Origin of the sequence: Pseudomonas sp. RW409, from assembly GCF_003184125.1 — a bacterium.
Lineage (GTDB): Bacteria > Pseudomonadota > Gammaproteobacteria > Pseudomonadales > Pseudomonadaceae > Aquipseudomonas > Aquipseudomonas chlororaphis_I.
Window position 1 is genome coordinate 237,625 of record NZ_QHHP01000041.1, and the last position, 14,837, is coordinate 252,461.

Consider the following 14,837-nt stretch of genomic DNA (forward strand, 5'->3'; position numbering starts at 1 on the left):
CGAGGAGCGCTACACCACGTGGGTCATACCAACCTCCTGCAATAGCGAATCACTGTGCAGAGTCGATTGCTGATAACTACTATAAGCAATGCCTGCAACGTTTACCGCGCCGAGGTCCACCCATTCACCGTCGTCGCCCGAACCTACAAACGCCCCTAGGTCAAGCAGGTCTGCGGCTTGGCCCTTGACAAGCATTTGCTGTGCGCCGAATTCGACATCTACAAACAACTCATTTTCACCAGGCGCCAACACATCGGTACGGGCAAGTGACAGGTCATTTTTGCCTATGTCTGACGAATTCAGGATCAGTTCGGACGCCTCCAACAGTGACGACTGTTCTTGCAGAACATTGAACACAGTGACACCAGGGGTTGCAGGCCCGGTCGCATCGACCCGCGCCATCGCCAAATCGTCGAGCCAGAAGTCATTACCAGTTCCGGAGTGCTCGGTGTTGTGGATCGACAGCGTTACCGTGCCAGTAGACGTTGCGGTATAGCTGCCTACAAACTGATGAGATCCTGCTGTTGCTTTAACCTCAGCACCTGTCGCAACCCCATCAACCATTAACCCAAGACTGGCGGTAACCTCATTGGAAATTAATTGCTGACCCGTTTTGAACATGAATTGATATGAAACGCCAGCCTCCACTTGAACCTTGATGGACATCACCGTTCCGCCCCAGTCGCCTCCGTTTTGCGTGAGCGCGGCGATCAAATGGCCTCCATGACCGTCGTCGGTGATAGAGGTCGAGGTTGTGTCAGTTCCGTACCTTCCTGCCAGTTTCCAGCCTTGCAAGGTTTTATCGTTGAAATCCCAAGTGGTGCCTACCTTGAAATCGAGTCCGCTGCTGGCACCGCCGCTGATGCCTACATCGTTACGCGTCACCGCGGTCAAATCATGGCTGCCTGGTAATAGCTCAGGTAGAACGAGGGTCCATGCACCGGATGCGTCTGTCATGGCTGTGCCCAGTACGACACTACCGTCGTAGACCTTGATCACACTGCCTGGGTCTGCAGTCCCTTTGACAGTGGGCGTGCTGTCATCAGTAATCCCGGAGCGCGGCACGTTACCGGTCAACCCGCCCGCATCGTCGTATACCGACAGAATCTTCGGCACACCTGGTACGCCTGTGTCGATTTCAACTACCCAAGCCTCACTGGCCGGGCCCGTCGTGCCAACGTCGTTGGTGGCGGTTACGCTGAAGCTGTGCGTACCGTCCGCGCTGGTCGGGACTGGAAAACTCCAGGCACCTTTGGCGTCAGCGTACACACTGTCGATCACACTTTTACCATCATGGATGGTTACCAGTGCGTTGCTGGTGGCGGTGCCACGCAGGGTCGGAGTGGTGTCGTCGGTACGTCCGCCGTTGGCGATCGGGCCGGTCATCGTACCGGCGTCGTCAGTAACTGACGTGATGCTTGCAACTGGCAAAGACGTATCGATTTCAACCACCCAAACCGCACTGGCCGGGCCTGTCGTACCAACGTCATTGGTGGCGGTTACGCTGAAGGTATGTGTGCCGTCCGCGCTGGTCGGTACTGGGAAACTCCAGACGCCCTTGGCGTCAGCGTACACACTGCCGATCACACTTTTACCATCATAGATGGTTACCAGTGCGTTACTGGTGGCGGTGCCGCGCAGGGTCGGCGTGTTGTCGTCGCTGCGTCCACCGTTGGTGATCGGGCCGGTCATTGTACCGGCGTCATCGTTGACTTGTGTGATGCTGGCGACTGGCAAGGAAGTGTCGATCTCGATCACCCAAGCCGCACTTGCCGGGCCCCTCGTGCCAACGACATTGGTAGCAGTCACGCTGAAGCTGTGCGTACCGTCCGCGCTGGTCGGTACGGGGAAACTCCAGACGCCTTTGGCGTCAGCGTACACACTGCCGATCACACTTTTACCATCATGCACGGTGACCAGCGCGTTGCTGGTGGCGATGCCATAGAGGGTCGGCGTGTTGTCGTCGGTGCGACCGCCGTTAGTGATCGGGTCGGTAATCGTACCGGCGTTGTCGGTGACTTGTGTGATGCTGGCGAATGGCACAGAAGTATCGATCACAATCTGCCAAACTTCACTGACTGGACCCGTGGTACCAACGTCGTTGGTGGCGGTTACGCTGAAGCTGTGCGTACCGTCCGCGCTGGTCGGGACCGGGAAACTCCAGACGCCATTGGCGTCGGCGTACACACTGCCGATCACACTTTTACCGTCATGCACGGTTACCAGTGCGTTGCTGGTGGCGGTGCCACTCAGCGTCGGCATGGTGTCGTCGGTGCGCCCGCCGCTGGTGATCGGTCCGGTAATCGTACCGGCTTCATCGGTGACTTGTGTGATGCTGGCGACAGGCAAAGACGTGTCGATTTCGACCACCCAAGCTGCACTAGCCCTGCCCGTGGTGCCGACGTCGTTGGTGGCAGTGACGCTGAAGCTGTGCGTGCCATCCGCGCTGCTGGGTACCGGAAAACTCCAGACGCCTTTAGCGTCAGCGTACACACTGTCCATCACACTTTTACCATCATGGATGGTTACCAGTGCGTTGCTGGTGGCGGTGCCACGCAAGGTCGGCGTAGCGTCGTCAGTTCGGCCGCCGTTGGCGATCGACTCAGCAACCGTACCGGCGTCGTCAGAGACTGACGTGATGCTGGCGACTGGCAAGGCTGTGTCGATTTCAACCACCCAAGCCTCACTAGCCGGGCCCGTCGTGCCAACGTCATTGGTGGCAGTCACGCTGAAGCTGTGCGTACCGTCCACGCTGCTTGGTACCGGAAAACTCCAGACGCCTTTGGCGTCAGCGTACACATTGCCAATCACACTTTTACCGTCATGAATGGTTACCAGTGCGTTGCTGGTGGCGGAGCCAATTAGGGTCGGCGTAGCGTCGTCGGTACGGCCGCCGTTGGTGATCGGATCGGTCATCGTGCCGGCGTCGTCAGTGACTGACGTGATGTTGGCGACTGGCAAGGAGGTGTCGATCTCAACCACCCAAGCTTCACTGACCTGGCCCGTCGTGCCAACGTCGTTGGTGGCGGTTACGCTGAAAGTGTGTGTGCCGTGCGCGCTGGTCGGGACCGGGAAACTCCACAGACCTTTGGCGTCAGCAAACACACTGCCGATCACACTTTTACCATCATGCACGGTGACCAGCGCGTTGCTGGTGGCGGTGCCATGGAGGGTCGGCGTGTTGTCGTCGGTGCGTCCACCGTTAGTGATCGGGTCGGTCATCGTACCGGCGTCGTCGGTGACTTGTGTGATGCTGGCGACTGGCAACGAAGTGTCGATCTCGACTGCCCAAGGAGCGCTAATCGGACTGGTATTGCCTGCGTCATCCGTGGCGGTGACCGTAAACTCATGCCGTCCATCAGCACGCTCCGGCACCGTAAAGCTCCAGTTACCCTGCGTGTCGGCAGCTACGCTGCCGATTGCTGTACCGTTGTCATATACCGTAACCAGTGCTTTCGCTTCGGCAATACCACTTATAGTCGGCGTTGAGTCGTCGGTACGGCCCGGATTTGAAAGCGGATCGTTCATCGCGCCGGCGTTGTCTGCGACCTGCTGAATTAACACCGAAGGAGGCGTTATGTCGATGCTGACGACATAGGCGTCGCTAGCGATACTGGTGTTACCTGCCGCATCGCTGGCGGTCACAGTGAAACGCTGCTCACCTTCCGCCTGCTCTGGCACGGTGAACAACCAATGCCCATTTGCATCCACACGCACGCTGCCGAGGATCTCGCCACCGTTGTAAATCGTGAGCAGGCTTCCCGGTTCCGCCGAACCGGATAGTGTTGGAGTGATGTCATTGGTCTGCAAGCCATCAGCGACTTCGCCCACGGCTGTACCCTTGCTGTCCACTGCTGCAGCGATCCGTGGCTGCTCCGGCGGTGTGGCATCAATTTCTATCTCATAAGTGGCTGACGCTGCACTGCGCTGGCCGTTAGTATCAATGGCTACCACGCTGAACACGTGCTGACCATCCGCCAAAGCCAACGGCGGCGTAAACCGCCACTGCCCCTCGGCATTCACTGGTACCACACCAAGACTCTCACTTCCTTTGAAAATCTCCACCTGCCCACCAGGCACACCGCCCCCGCTCAAGACGGGCGTGTTATCAGCCGTTAAGCCTCCACGCTCGACGACGTGGGGATCGCTATCTGAATCTGAATGAACGGACTCTAGACTCGGCGTTTGTGGCGGTGGTGCAGTTTTGCTCCCGCCCTTATCGTGTAACAACCAAGCCAATGCAGCAGCAGCCCCCAGTCCAGACAGTATTTCCTTCCAGAAAAAACCATCGGTACCCTGCAAATCAGCCATAAATCCACTGAGCGGTTCTCGACCCAGAGTTTGCGGTGAACTGACCCCATCCTGTAGCAGAACGGCGATTTCGTCCGGGTCTCCGCTGACCGCCGTATATGGATAAACTTCTCCATCAGACGCCATACCCACTACTTCGCCGGGGTGATCGTAAAATCCCTCAATGATTACCTGTGGCTGGTCGGGATCACTGCCCTCCAGCGTTATGTGAAGTTCCCTGCCGACGCGCTTGAAATTTACATTCTGAACGGCCGCGCCACCGTCGGTGTTCGCGATGAGGTAGCGAGCGTTACTCACGGCATGAATGCGCTGCGGATTGGTAGATCCAAGTGACAGGGTTTCAAGAACGCCCTTACCGTTGATCACGGTCAGGGAAACAGATTGATTGCTCAAACAATACTCCTCACTAGAAAAAAGGAGCTATTGCTCCCGGGGATTTCTACACCGAAACACAAGGGATATCGGCGTTTTAATGACCCGGCAGTGTCTGAGTTAACTCAGGCAGTTGAAATAAGCTTGTTCTCAAAATGCGCTCCAAAAACGGATACAAGCCGGTCATGGGCAAACTACAGGTCGTCATTGGTCATCCGCAACTACTAGGCAAACCTTGGTTTCATGTCATTGAATACCGCGAGCTTAGCGCGATGACACAGAGTGGTACCGCCGATCAAGGCCGAGTGCGCTGACGCTTGCTCTGCAATGTCTCTCGTAACTGAGCTAACTGCGCTTCGAGGGTGTCAGCTCGCGCCTGATGTGCAATGGCGTTACGCTGAGCCTCTACTAGCATCTGCTGCGCTGCCTCGGCGCGTGCTCGCAAGGCTGCTCCCTCCTGCTCTCCTTGTTCCTCCGCAAGTTCAGCGCGCGCCTTATGGGCTGCGGCCTCGCGTTGGCAATCGACCAGTGCCGCGCGGCAGACTTCCAGCGTTTGCCGACTATCCGTCAACAGGCACTGGAGTTCGCGCACTTCTACTTGGCGTGACTTGCCTTCTTCCCTCGATCGATCAACTTCACGATACGCTCGCTCCTCAATACCACGTACATACGACTCTTGCGCTGCCCGCTCTTGGTCGGTCTGCTGCTGCAGCATTTCAAGCTTCAGTTGCGAAGCTTGCAACTGATCTCGTACTAACCCGTAGGATTGCTGCAGGGCACTACGTTGATCCTGTAGATCGTCGATCTGCGCCGCGCGCTGTTTCAACAACAATTCCAGGTCCGTCAAACGAGTCTCGCTTACTTGCTGTGCCGCCTTTGCGGCAACAGCATGTTGCCGAGCGAGTACGGCGTCCTGACGGGCCTGGTTCTCTACGGCGACAACTTGCTCGCGTTCGGCAGCCAAAACTTTACGTTGTTCGGACAATGCTTGTTCGGCAACACCCTGCGCCAGATGGATCGCCTGTTGCCACACCGCGACAAAGGCCTGCGACACCTCGCCCGGCAATGCCGGCAGGCGGGTCTCGCCATTCAGACGCTCGGCTAGCCGAGCCCACCATTGATCGAGCAAACCACCGACCCGTGCCGGACTGCCGCGCCCCAGCTCCAGACGCACCCGCTCCACCGTCGGCCGTTCACCGCGCGCCAGGACCGCGTCCGCGGCAGCAAACACGTCGTTTTCCGGTACCCCTACCGCCATGACTCACCCCCGGCTATATTAGATCTGATAATAAAAGATTATCCGACGTTATTTTCTGAGCAATGGAATTATCATACGTTGAACGTATTAAATATTACAGACCAACTGCCCTTGGTCGACGAAACCCCGCTGGACTTACATTTTCTCGCAAGCAACGCCCAGGCCGCCGCCGCGGCATTCCTCGCCGCCGGCACCGCAGCCAATACCGTGCGCAGCTACCGCAGTGCCCTCGCCTACTGGTCGGCCTGGCTGCAACTGCGTTATGGCCGGGCGCTGGGCGATGCGCCACTGCCCGCTGCCGTGGCCGTACAGTTCGTCCTCGACCACCTGGCGCGGCCGCTGGCCGACGGCAGTTGGACCCACCTGTTGCCCCCGTCGATTGACGCCGCGCTGGTCGCCGCCCGGGTCAAGGCCAAGGTGGGGCCGCTGGCGTTTAACACGGTCAGTCACCGTCTTTCGGTACTCGGTAAATGGCACCGGATCAAGGAGTGGGACAGCCCAACCGAGGTGTCGGCGCTGAAGACCCTGCTGCGCGAGGCGCGCAAGGCGCAGTCACGTCAGGGCGTGGCGGTGCGCAAGAAAACCGCGATCGTGCTCAAGCCGTTGCAGGCGCTGCTCGCCACCTGCGACGACGGCGTGCGCGGGATTCGCGACCGCGCCCTGCTGCTGTTAGCCTGGAGCGGCGGCGGGCGGCGGCGTTCGGAAGTGGTGGGCTTGCAAGTCGTCGATGTACGCCAACTGGATGCCGACACCTGGTTGTATGTCCTCGGCGCCACCAAGACCGACACCGGCGGCGTGCGCCGGGAGAAGCCGCTGCGCGGCCCGGCCGCAGCAGCGCTCGCCGCCTGGCTGGACGTCGCCCCCGCTGACAGCGGCCCGTTGTTTCGCCGGCTGTATAAAGGCGATAAGGTCGGAGCCACAGGATTGTCGGCGGACCAAGTGGCGCGTATCGTCCAGCGTCGCGCGCAACTGGCCGGACTGGAGGGCGACTGGGCCGCACACAGCCTGCGTTCCGGCTTCGTCACCGAGGCCGGGCGCCAGGGCGTGCCGCTCGGTGAAGTGATGGCCATGACCGAGCACCGCAGCGTGAGCACGGTGATGGGCTACTTTCAGGCGGGGTCATTGCTCAGCAGTCGCGCCACGTCGCTGCTGGGGGATGGCGAGCCATTCACTCAAGGCGACTCGCCGAAGGCTGAAGCCAGCGAAACCGATCCAGGCGAGCAATGATGCTTCCTGCGTTCGGTGGTGATACCGGACAGATGCTTTGTTCCGAGCACGCTGCCGGGGAGGCCTTGCCATCAGCGGGCACTAACGCTGCCGATGGCAAGGCCGCGCTGGGCCGCGCGAGCCCTTAATCGCGTGCGTGCAACGAAAACCGCGCATCCCTCAGCCATTTCCCGTTTGAGCGGCTTGACCCAACACCCTTAAGCCACCCATGGTCACGGCGACTTGGAGCGGCCTCACCCTCGAGGGACATCTGTAAACGATCGGCGCGCCGAAAAGCTCAGGCCTGCTGCGCTTCACGCTGGACGACATCCAGCAATGCCTCCAGCGTCTGGTCTGGCTCAAGGGCCAGGAAGCTTTCAGCGATCAACGTCAGCGGGTGAATCTGCAGTACAGAGGCCAGCTCCATCACCTTCTCGAGCGTGGGACATTTCTTTCCCCGCTCCAGGGTGCTGAGGTAAGTTCGGCTGCTCACGTCGGAAAAATCTTCTTGCGTCAGCTTACGCTCCAGCCGCCGCGCTTTTAACGCCGTCCCAAAGGCCTGCTTCAGTTCCATTTGCATCGCTCACAAAAGGAACGATGAAGCCTTTTTGAATACTTTAGGGCTACAATCTATAGGGTTCGTTTTCTGAGGGCGCCACGATGTTTTTTACTCAGTCAGGTGCAGAGCTCCATCCACCTCTACCATTTGATCTCAAAATTAAACGATGGGCAGTGGTCGAACAGGACCTAGACAATCCCTGGTTTCATGTGTGCATCAGGATGACGGAAGAAGAAATCGAGTTCGGTCGCACCCTGCTGGTCTCCGACGTGGAGTACCTGGAGCGAGTACTCAATGAAGTCTCGCCGTTCGGCTCGGTGTGTTCGGTGATGGTTATGACCCCGCCTCGCATGAATGCTTCGGCACATTGGCGCATGGAGCACGTATTGGCCATCAACACCGTGCCAGATGAACCCTCAGGACAGCCCCACGTTCGCCTGATCGTGGAGCATGGGAAAACTTACGACCTGCTTCGTGGCAAAACCATCAAGCAAACGGAAGTATTGCCGCGATGCATCTATTCAGCCCCCTAATTGGAATAACACGTGATCTCATGGCACTCAGGGGGCTATTTCACGCATCCCAGCGAGTTACCTCAGTCGCTTTAAACTGTCTCTAGATGCCGTACATCCGATCCCCGAACAAGGCACGAAATCCAGGTCCCGCGCCGTGTCGCAGTTCAAACCATTCTCGAAGCCCCCAATAACTGCCACCCAGCAAACTCCGATACACCTGTTCCGGACTGCCAGGGAGGGTATGACCAAGCTCGCGGCAACTCTGTACCAGTTGAACCCACCAGTAGTTCGAACGCTCAAGTTGTAAAACATAGCAAGTAACACCCATCGCAATGAGCCGTATCCATACAGACGAATACCGGTCCGCTTGCTTTAAAAATTCATCTACACCAATGTCGATCCATTTGGTTTTTCCGTATTTTTTCAGCCCGAGACGCTGAGAAATTAGGTGCGCGATGGGAAACGAGTCGCAAAATTCGGTAGTAGGTCGCATCGCTAATTTCATAAGATCCTGGATAACAGGCAAACAGCCAAACTTAACTTCTGTACCATTTAAATGCTTCGCCACAAATCGCTGCAGTATGAATGCCAGGCTGTTAATGGCCAACTTAAACACCGTTATTGGTTTCGTCGCGTCAGACTCCTGCGATGCGCGATACCAGGGCCAGGGCCGTAGGTCGCCATGCCAAGCATGAATAAACCGCTGCTGGTCAATTGAAGAACATTTTAAAGCATCAGCAAAAGCGTCGCCAAATTTATTACCCAGAGTCTCAAAAGTATAATTAGCATTCGGAATGTCCACCATACGCCCACCGTGGCGCAGACAAATAACATACCAATAATGCTCCCAGTCACACCGCCAGTAACATTCATGGATGGTCTGCATGTCCTCCATCAAGCAATGTGGACAGTAACTGGTTCGATTGTAGAATGGAACGATTGGCCAGAACGACTCGTACTGCGCACGATACAACTCGCTGGGCATCAGTAAAAGCCCCCGTAATTTGGCCGGATCAATTTCATAGAGTTTAGAAGCCCCATTGGCGCACCTTTCCATTTCGGCTTCGACAATTTTTTTTATGACGCGAACCTTCTCCTCGGATAGGCATTTTCTGTTTAGTTGCCGAAATACCCATGACAGCACCGATTCGTTGCAGTAAAGATTATTCATAACTTTAAGACGGGAGGCATCTCCGCCCTTCCGAGTTTTAGCATTTCAAGGTTAACAACTTCTACCCCCTCAACGATTGACCACGCAGCCGCCCGTTGAATGAGTTTAACGATTCCATCGGTATTTCCTTTGGTGCACTCCAAAATAAACTTAATTTCCTTTTCCGCGGTCAAGTTAGATTGATTTCGGAGTGGGAGTGTTGCCTCATATCCTGCTAGCCATGATCGAAACTCTGCATTTTCAACCCAGCGATCCAATGTAAAACTTTCAAATCGGCGCCGCAGTGACTTTTCCGAGGCTAAGGCATTTTCCGCTCGGTCGTTCCCTAAGGCTATGACCGAGAGATGAAAAGGACTTCCCCCCAGCGTTTTTAGATGCACTAAGCTTCTACTGACATCTGAGCGTGTGGCCAGGGTTAGGTTATTTATTTCATCAATTCCGATGGCGCGAATATTAAGGGCTCTTACCGCCCCCAGCATTAACTCATCGGTCATGTTGTCATCGGACAACCTCATACCCGCGGTCAGCGTCGAAAACAACTGCTTTTTGAATTTTTTAAAATCAACATCCGCCTTAAGTTCCATCGAGACCATGCAGGGGTTACTAACGCCAACTTTCAGGCCATAATGACGCTTCAATCGGTCGATCATGGCGCTCTTGCCCATTCCGGAATCACCCGAAATCAATAAACACAATGCTTGATTTTTGGGCGGCATTCTTAAAATAGTTTCCACCGCGTTGCGAATGTTGTTCCACTTTGCATAGGGCACCCACACATCTTGGTACAACGCAATCGTGCGATCTGCGTCCGACAGTGACATCAACCCTCTGCGGTACTCGGCAATATGATCATCCATCGCTCATCTCCAAAAGGAACAAATTACTCTTCCGGTTCATAAGGTATAATCGGTTGGGTATAGTCGAGCCCCCCCTTGGGGCGCTGGGTTTGTTTTTCCTCATCCAACATCTGTGCAATGTCTATCCCAGTTGACAGCTTTGATGTCTCAACGACCTTTCTGAGTCTTTTGGTCGCATTCACCGCACTATTGACTAGCTCACGGTTAGCCAGAATTTTTTCGAATATTTCCGCTTCGTTCTTAGGTGCCGGCTTTCCTTTCTCCCGTATAAGCTTAAGTTCTTGTAGCGTAATATCCGGCAAGCCCACATCTGAATAAGGAGCCTGCATGTATCGACCCTCGCCATCACGGACCCACACTTGCCGTAGCGACAGAGGGTTGTACTTGACGACAAACTTTTTTTTACTTCCAACTAGCGGCTTGAAATCGTCGGACCAGTACCAGATTTTGTTCAGCACCAGTCCGGAAGGGGAAATAGTGCGAGTTTGCTCCGGAAGAAAATCAACAAAAAACTCGAAGGCGTCTGTCAGTAGCGGCGGATGACACAACACCCCTGCAGAGTCTGTATAAGACTCAAGCCACTTTTCATGCGGGCTCATGCCCAGCATTCGGTGTTCTTGTAAGTGATAAATATTTATCGAGCGCGCGAACCAAACATTAAACTCCGAAAAAGTCATGGCCGCTTCTTTTTCGCTGTCGTAGTCTCCACGCAAAACCACGTTAGACAGAGTTGCACCGGGCAAATATTTCACATACCCCATCTGAAATGTTCCATTTAGCCGTTCTATATGCCCTCCCCAATGTGGGGTTCTAACCCGTCTCCAGCGCAACCGTATATCGTGTTTGTCCGACGCATAACGAAAGCACCTAGCCTTGAACTCCTTGGCATTATCCAATCCTATGGCTTTGGCTTTTCCATAATAAGGATACGCAATATCGTCTGCTCCAAGACTTTTGAGCCAGTCACGCTTGGGCATCACGGCATGCATGATGGCCATGGCAACACTCAGCGAGCTAGGTGCATGAATGGATAAATAATAGCCCATGACCACTCTTGTATAGACATCGATAATCAGTGTCACCCAGGGACGGCACAAGGCCTTCCTGCTTTGCTCATCAACGATAATACAATCGATTACCGTATGGTCCATCTGCCAATATTCGAGCGGTTCTTTGAGTTTGAGTTGTTTTGGCCTGGCGTCGTACTTATCGGCTGCAGCCTTTTTTCCTGACTTTAAACGCGTTAACTCTTTTGCCGTTTTTCCACTGTTTATTCTCTTCCCGACTGTGTTAATGCAAGGTACCGGAAGATTAGCGGCTTGGCACATCCCCTCTACTTTCTCATGTACTTTTTTCCTATCAGCCCCAGGCCCTTTCCATTCGGTTTTTATGCAGTCGTGGATGATAGATTCGATGACTGGACTTAGCCTACACGCCCCCTTCTTCTGCCCTCGCCTGTAACGCATCAAAGACCCGGGCCCCGCATTGACGTCGTAATCACCCACTAATCGGTAGCAATGGGGCTTACTCAAACCCAAGCGCCGACTCACCCTTGTTACTATCTCCTTTAAGCTGCCTTCTTCTGCAATGCACTGCCTGATCACGTCAAACCTACGCTTTGCTTCATCCATTTCGGCAGACAGTTCTGCTTCATCCCTGTCGATTTCTTTTTTATTGATTTCGGGGATGATCGAAGCCCGTGAAATGGATTGCAGGTCGGCGATCTCTACGACCACATAGGTCCTGTTCGCTATGTCGTAGATCTGGACTTTATCGGTTGAAACAGATCGAGCGTACTCACATATTCGACCTTGGTATAAGACTTTCTCGCGACTGATTATTTTTTCCATCGCCACACCTCGGCGAGCGCCAGATACGATGACTATCAATATAGACGAGCTTTCTGATCCCTCTCATAACATTCGCAATCACGGGCTAAGCAGGTGGGGCACGTGCTCACCTGTGCGTTAGTACTGAACTTTCCGTATGAATAGCACACGACCTCCATTTATCATTCGTCGGTTGGCCCTGTTGTTTATCCTGCGGCAAGCGATCACCTTACTTCCTGTTGGAACAATTGCTTTAGATGCCACCAACCGCTGACTTCAGGAATAACCGTCGCCCAAAAGAAAAATTTCAAAAAAACCATCGACAATCTGTGTGACCCGCCACTTGCCAGTCACATAGACCTACGAGCTAGGAGTCTTCACCTCGGTGAGACCATCAGCATTACAAGTTATAAATCAATAGCTTAGTGCTATGCTTAGAGTGCATATCGTAAGCTGGATTACTTCGCGAGAGCTTGCCCGTCCAGCAAATTCAACGCTTTTACTTCGTACGACTATGAAAGAGGGCTGAAAACCATGTCAAAGCAATCCCCTAGCGCGCAACTCAAAAGTACTCGCCAATGGGTACATGATTATGCCGCGCGTCTGCTTGAGCATGGAGAGGAAGTCCGTCAATCAGCCATTCGCGAGTTGATAGCCGCCGAACACGGCATCACGGCTTCACCCAATTTGGTTAACGATGAGATCAAAAAATTCTGGGCTAAGGCCGGGCCGGCATTAAGTGCACGACTACGTCGCCCAGGCATACCCGAGGAGGTATGTGAGAGCCTCGATAACATCTGGGGCGTCGCCCTGAATGCCGCTGTCGCCGGGCATGAGGCCGAACGGTTACAATTCCAGGAACGGGCGGATTTGGCATTGGCATCGGCGGCTACAGCCCGGGCCAATGAACAGGCGGCCATTAACAGATTTTCCGCACAGACCCGAGAAATTGAAGGGCTCAGGTCCGACAAGGCCTCCCTTATGGAACAATTACAGGTAAATGATGCCGAACGTAAAGATCTGACCTCTAGACTTAAGGAAAAGACGGACCAAACAGCTGCGCATATGCAGGAGCAGCCGCGACTGCAAGGGCTCGTCGATAGCCTGCAACAACAGTTGACGGATCTGCGAGCAAGCTCGCAGCGTGAACTCACCGCCCTGGCTGAAAGCCACCAGGTGGAACTGGTCAAGACGCAAGACTTCCTGATGCGGGAGACGGTTCGGGTCCGTGACGAACACAAGGCCAAAACCGACAAGCTGAGCAAAGAGCTTGAGCACGAACGGAGTGAAAAAGATCAACTCCGGCTATTGCGTTCGAAAGCAAGCGATGAGGCCGCTGAACTCCGCGGTCGACTTGAGGCCACGGATCGCAGTCTGGAGAAGCTGGAACAGCGACACGCCCAGCTAAGCGAGCAGAATGAAAAGCTGCAAACAGCCTTGCTTGAAAGGGTCAAAGTACAGGTGCATGCCTCTGATCAGGATGAAGCATCGAGCTGACGGCGGCTTTCCGTAAAAGAAGGGGGCTGCCAATCCGGGTAGAAAAAATCGGAATCCGCGCCTTGATCTGGTTATTTATACAGTGTTACGTTGGGTGTTGCTGTACCCCTTAACCCAACGAGGAATGATCCATGAAAGTCACTCGCTACAATTCCGAACTCAAATCCCACGACCAAATTGCCGATGCCTTGATCCAAACCCTTCAGGACCCCAGGCTGCAACAGGTGGTCTTTTTCTGGTCACCTGCGGTCGGTGGTTCGCTGGCTGATGGCACTGCTACGAACTTTCCGCAGCTCTCTGTTCTGGCGGAGTTGGGAGTTGTGAGCGAAGCGCCTGAATACCTGGTATTTGATGGGCCCCTTCTGAATGCAAACAGGGATAACCGCTACTCGGATGTGAAGCGGGTGCTCGACGAAGCTGAAAAGAAGGCCAACGCGTCGTTTGGTATCTCGGTTTTGCCATTTACCTCCAATCTGACGCCGGCGGACGCGAAGCTTCAGATGGAGAAGCAGATCACCCACCACCTTAACTCCACGACCAGAGTGATTTTCTTCAAGTTACGGAACGATGCTATGGGCGAAAGCGCACAGGCCAGCAACTGATCATGATTCCCTGGTCCGCTAGGCGAGGCCAGGGAATTATGGTCAGAGTATTTCCTCTCTCCGCTTTCATCGCACACTCCCGCTGCTGATTAACCCTTCCCTTCTACGACTGGAAAACCAACCATTGTGTCACTTGGTTTTGGGGTTACAGTGGGCAGCTTCTCGGCCTTGATCAGGGCTTTGAGGTCCAGATCAGCGTCATACGCAACAATGTCCGCTTCCAACAAATAATCGAACCCATCCCTACTCCCACACACCGGTACCACCTTGTTGGTAATGGCCTCACGAATGCGGGTCATTTGATTCAAAACCGATTTCTTCTTTTTACGCGGTCGAACGAACGTGGTGAAGTGCGGGGCGGTGACTCCCAGGTCTTCAGTGCTGCGGCCTCAGCTGCCGGGCTGACTTTACGCCTGGAAGACTGCACATCAGGATCGGGTACTGCTACTGCTACTGCTACTGCTGGGTCAGTGCTGATTGCGAGTGTTGATTCTTCCAGCACAGTTTCCTGTTCAATCGTATGCGATCCATAAACCCCACCTACCGTATGGCCGTGGTATGAAGTCAGGTATCCGAGTCGGATACATGCTCCACTTGAGTTCTTACCCCAAACAACCGGTCGGCTATCTGCCGACCTCGCTCCAGCCCTTCAGCCGTCAA

General features: G+C 54.7%; 10 protein-coding genes. 4 read left to right on the forward strand and 6 right to left on the reverse strand.

The genetic code is table 11. The annotated features are described in order from the left end of the window. Positions 1–9: 9 nt before the first annotated feature. Together DK261_RS21495 and DK261_RS21500 are read right to left on the reverse strand one after the other, a co-directional pair. On the reverse strand, positions 10–4,704 hold the full coding sequence (locus tag DK261_RS21495) for an Ig-like domain-containing protein (protein ID WP_041983798.1): 4,695 nt from the start codon (positions 4,702–4,704) through the stop codon (positions 10–12). Between the two features lie 274 nt (positions 4,705–4,978). After that, positions 4,979–5,941: a DNA-binding protein gene (locus DK261_RS21500; RefSeq protein ID WP_110176303.1), complete on the reverse strand. Its 963-nt coding sequence runs from the start codon at positions 5,939–5,941 to the stop codon at positions 4,979–4,981. A 78-nt stretch (positions 5,942–6,019) separates the two neighbouring features. On the opposite strand from DK261_RS21500, the gene DK261_RS21505 reads away from it, so the two are divergent. After that, complete coding sequence (locus tag DK261_RS21505) at positions 6,020–7,168, forward strand: site-specific integrase (protein WP_110176305.1); 1,149 nt, start codon at positions 6,020–6,022, stop codon at positions 7,166–7,168. 277 nt (positions 7,169–7,445) lie between these two features. Here DK261_RS21505 and DK261_RS21510 read toward each other — a convergent pair whose 3' ends face one another. Beyond that, positions 7,446–7,721 (reverse strand): helix-turn-helix domain-containing protein, encoded by a 276-nt coding sequence (locus tag DK261_RS21510; RefSeq protein WP_110176962.1) that lies wholly within the window; start codon positions 7,719–7,721, stop codon positions 7,446–7,448. A 206-nt stretch (positions 7,722–7,927) separates the two neighbouring features. On the opposite strand from DK261_RS21510, the gene DK261_RS21515 reads away from it, so the two are divergent. Next, on the forward strand, positions 7,928–8,239 hold the full coding sequence (locus DK261_RS21515) for a hypothetical protein (RefSeq protein WP_110176307.1): 312 nt from the start codon (positions 7,928–7,930) through the stop codon (positions 8,237–8,239). 82 nt (positions 8,240–8,321) lie between these two features. Here the strand turns inward: DK261_RS21515 and DK261_RS32940 are convergent, their stop codons facing one another. The 3 genes from DK261_RS32940 to DK261_RS21525 are packed head-to-tail and all read right to left on the reverse strand — an operon-like array spanning position 8,322 to position 12,099. Next, positions 8,322–9,392, reverse strand: a complete 1,071-nt coding sequence (locus tag DK261_RS32940; RefSeq protein ID WP_124315072.1) for a hypothetical protein — start codon at positions 9,390–9,392, stop codon at positions 8,322–8,324. Then, a complete protein-coding gene (locus DK261_RS21520) occupies positions 9,389–10,249 on the reverse strand; it encodes a TniB family NTP-binding protein (RefSeq protein ID WP_110176309.1) in 861 nt (286 codons plus the stop codon). Before DK261_RS21520 ends, DK261_RS32940 begins: the two co-directional genes overlap by 4 nt. Before the next feature lie 23 nt (positions 10,250–10,272). After that, positions 10,273–12,099: a Mu transposase C-terminal domain-containing protein gene (locus tag DK261_RS21525; RefSeq protein WP_110176311.1), complete on the reverse strand. Its 1,827-nt coding sequence runs from the start codon at positions 12,097–12,099 to the stop codon at positions 10,273–10,275. A gap of 513 nt (positions 12,100–12,612) precedes the next feature. On the opposite strand from DK261_RS21525, the gene DK261_RS21530 reads away from it, so the two are divergent. Both DK261_RS21530 and DK261_RS21535 read left to right on the forward strand, forming a co-directional pair. Then, a complete protein-coding gene (locus DK261_RS21530) occupies positions 12,613–13,575 on the forward strand; it encodes a DNA-binding protein (RefSeq protein ID WP_110176313.1) in 963 nt (320 codons plus the stop codon). A 131-nt stretch (positions 13,576–13,706) separates the two neighbouring features. Beyond that, positions 13,707–14,177: a hypothetical protein gene (locus tag DK261_RS21535; protein WP_110176315.1), complete on the forward strand. Its 471-nt coding sequence runs from the start codon at positions 13,707–13,709 to the stop codon at positions 14,175–14,177. Positions 14,178–14,837 lie beyond the last annotated feature (660 nt).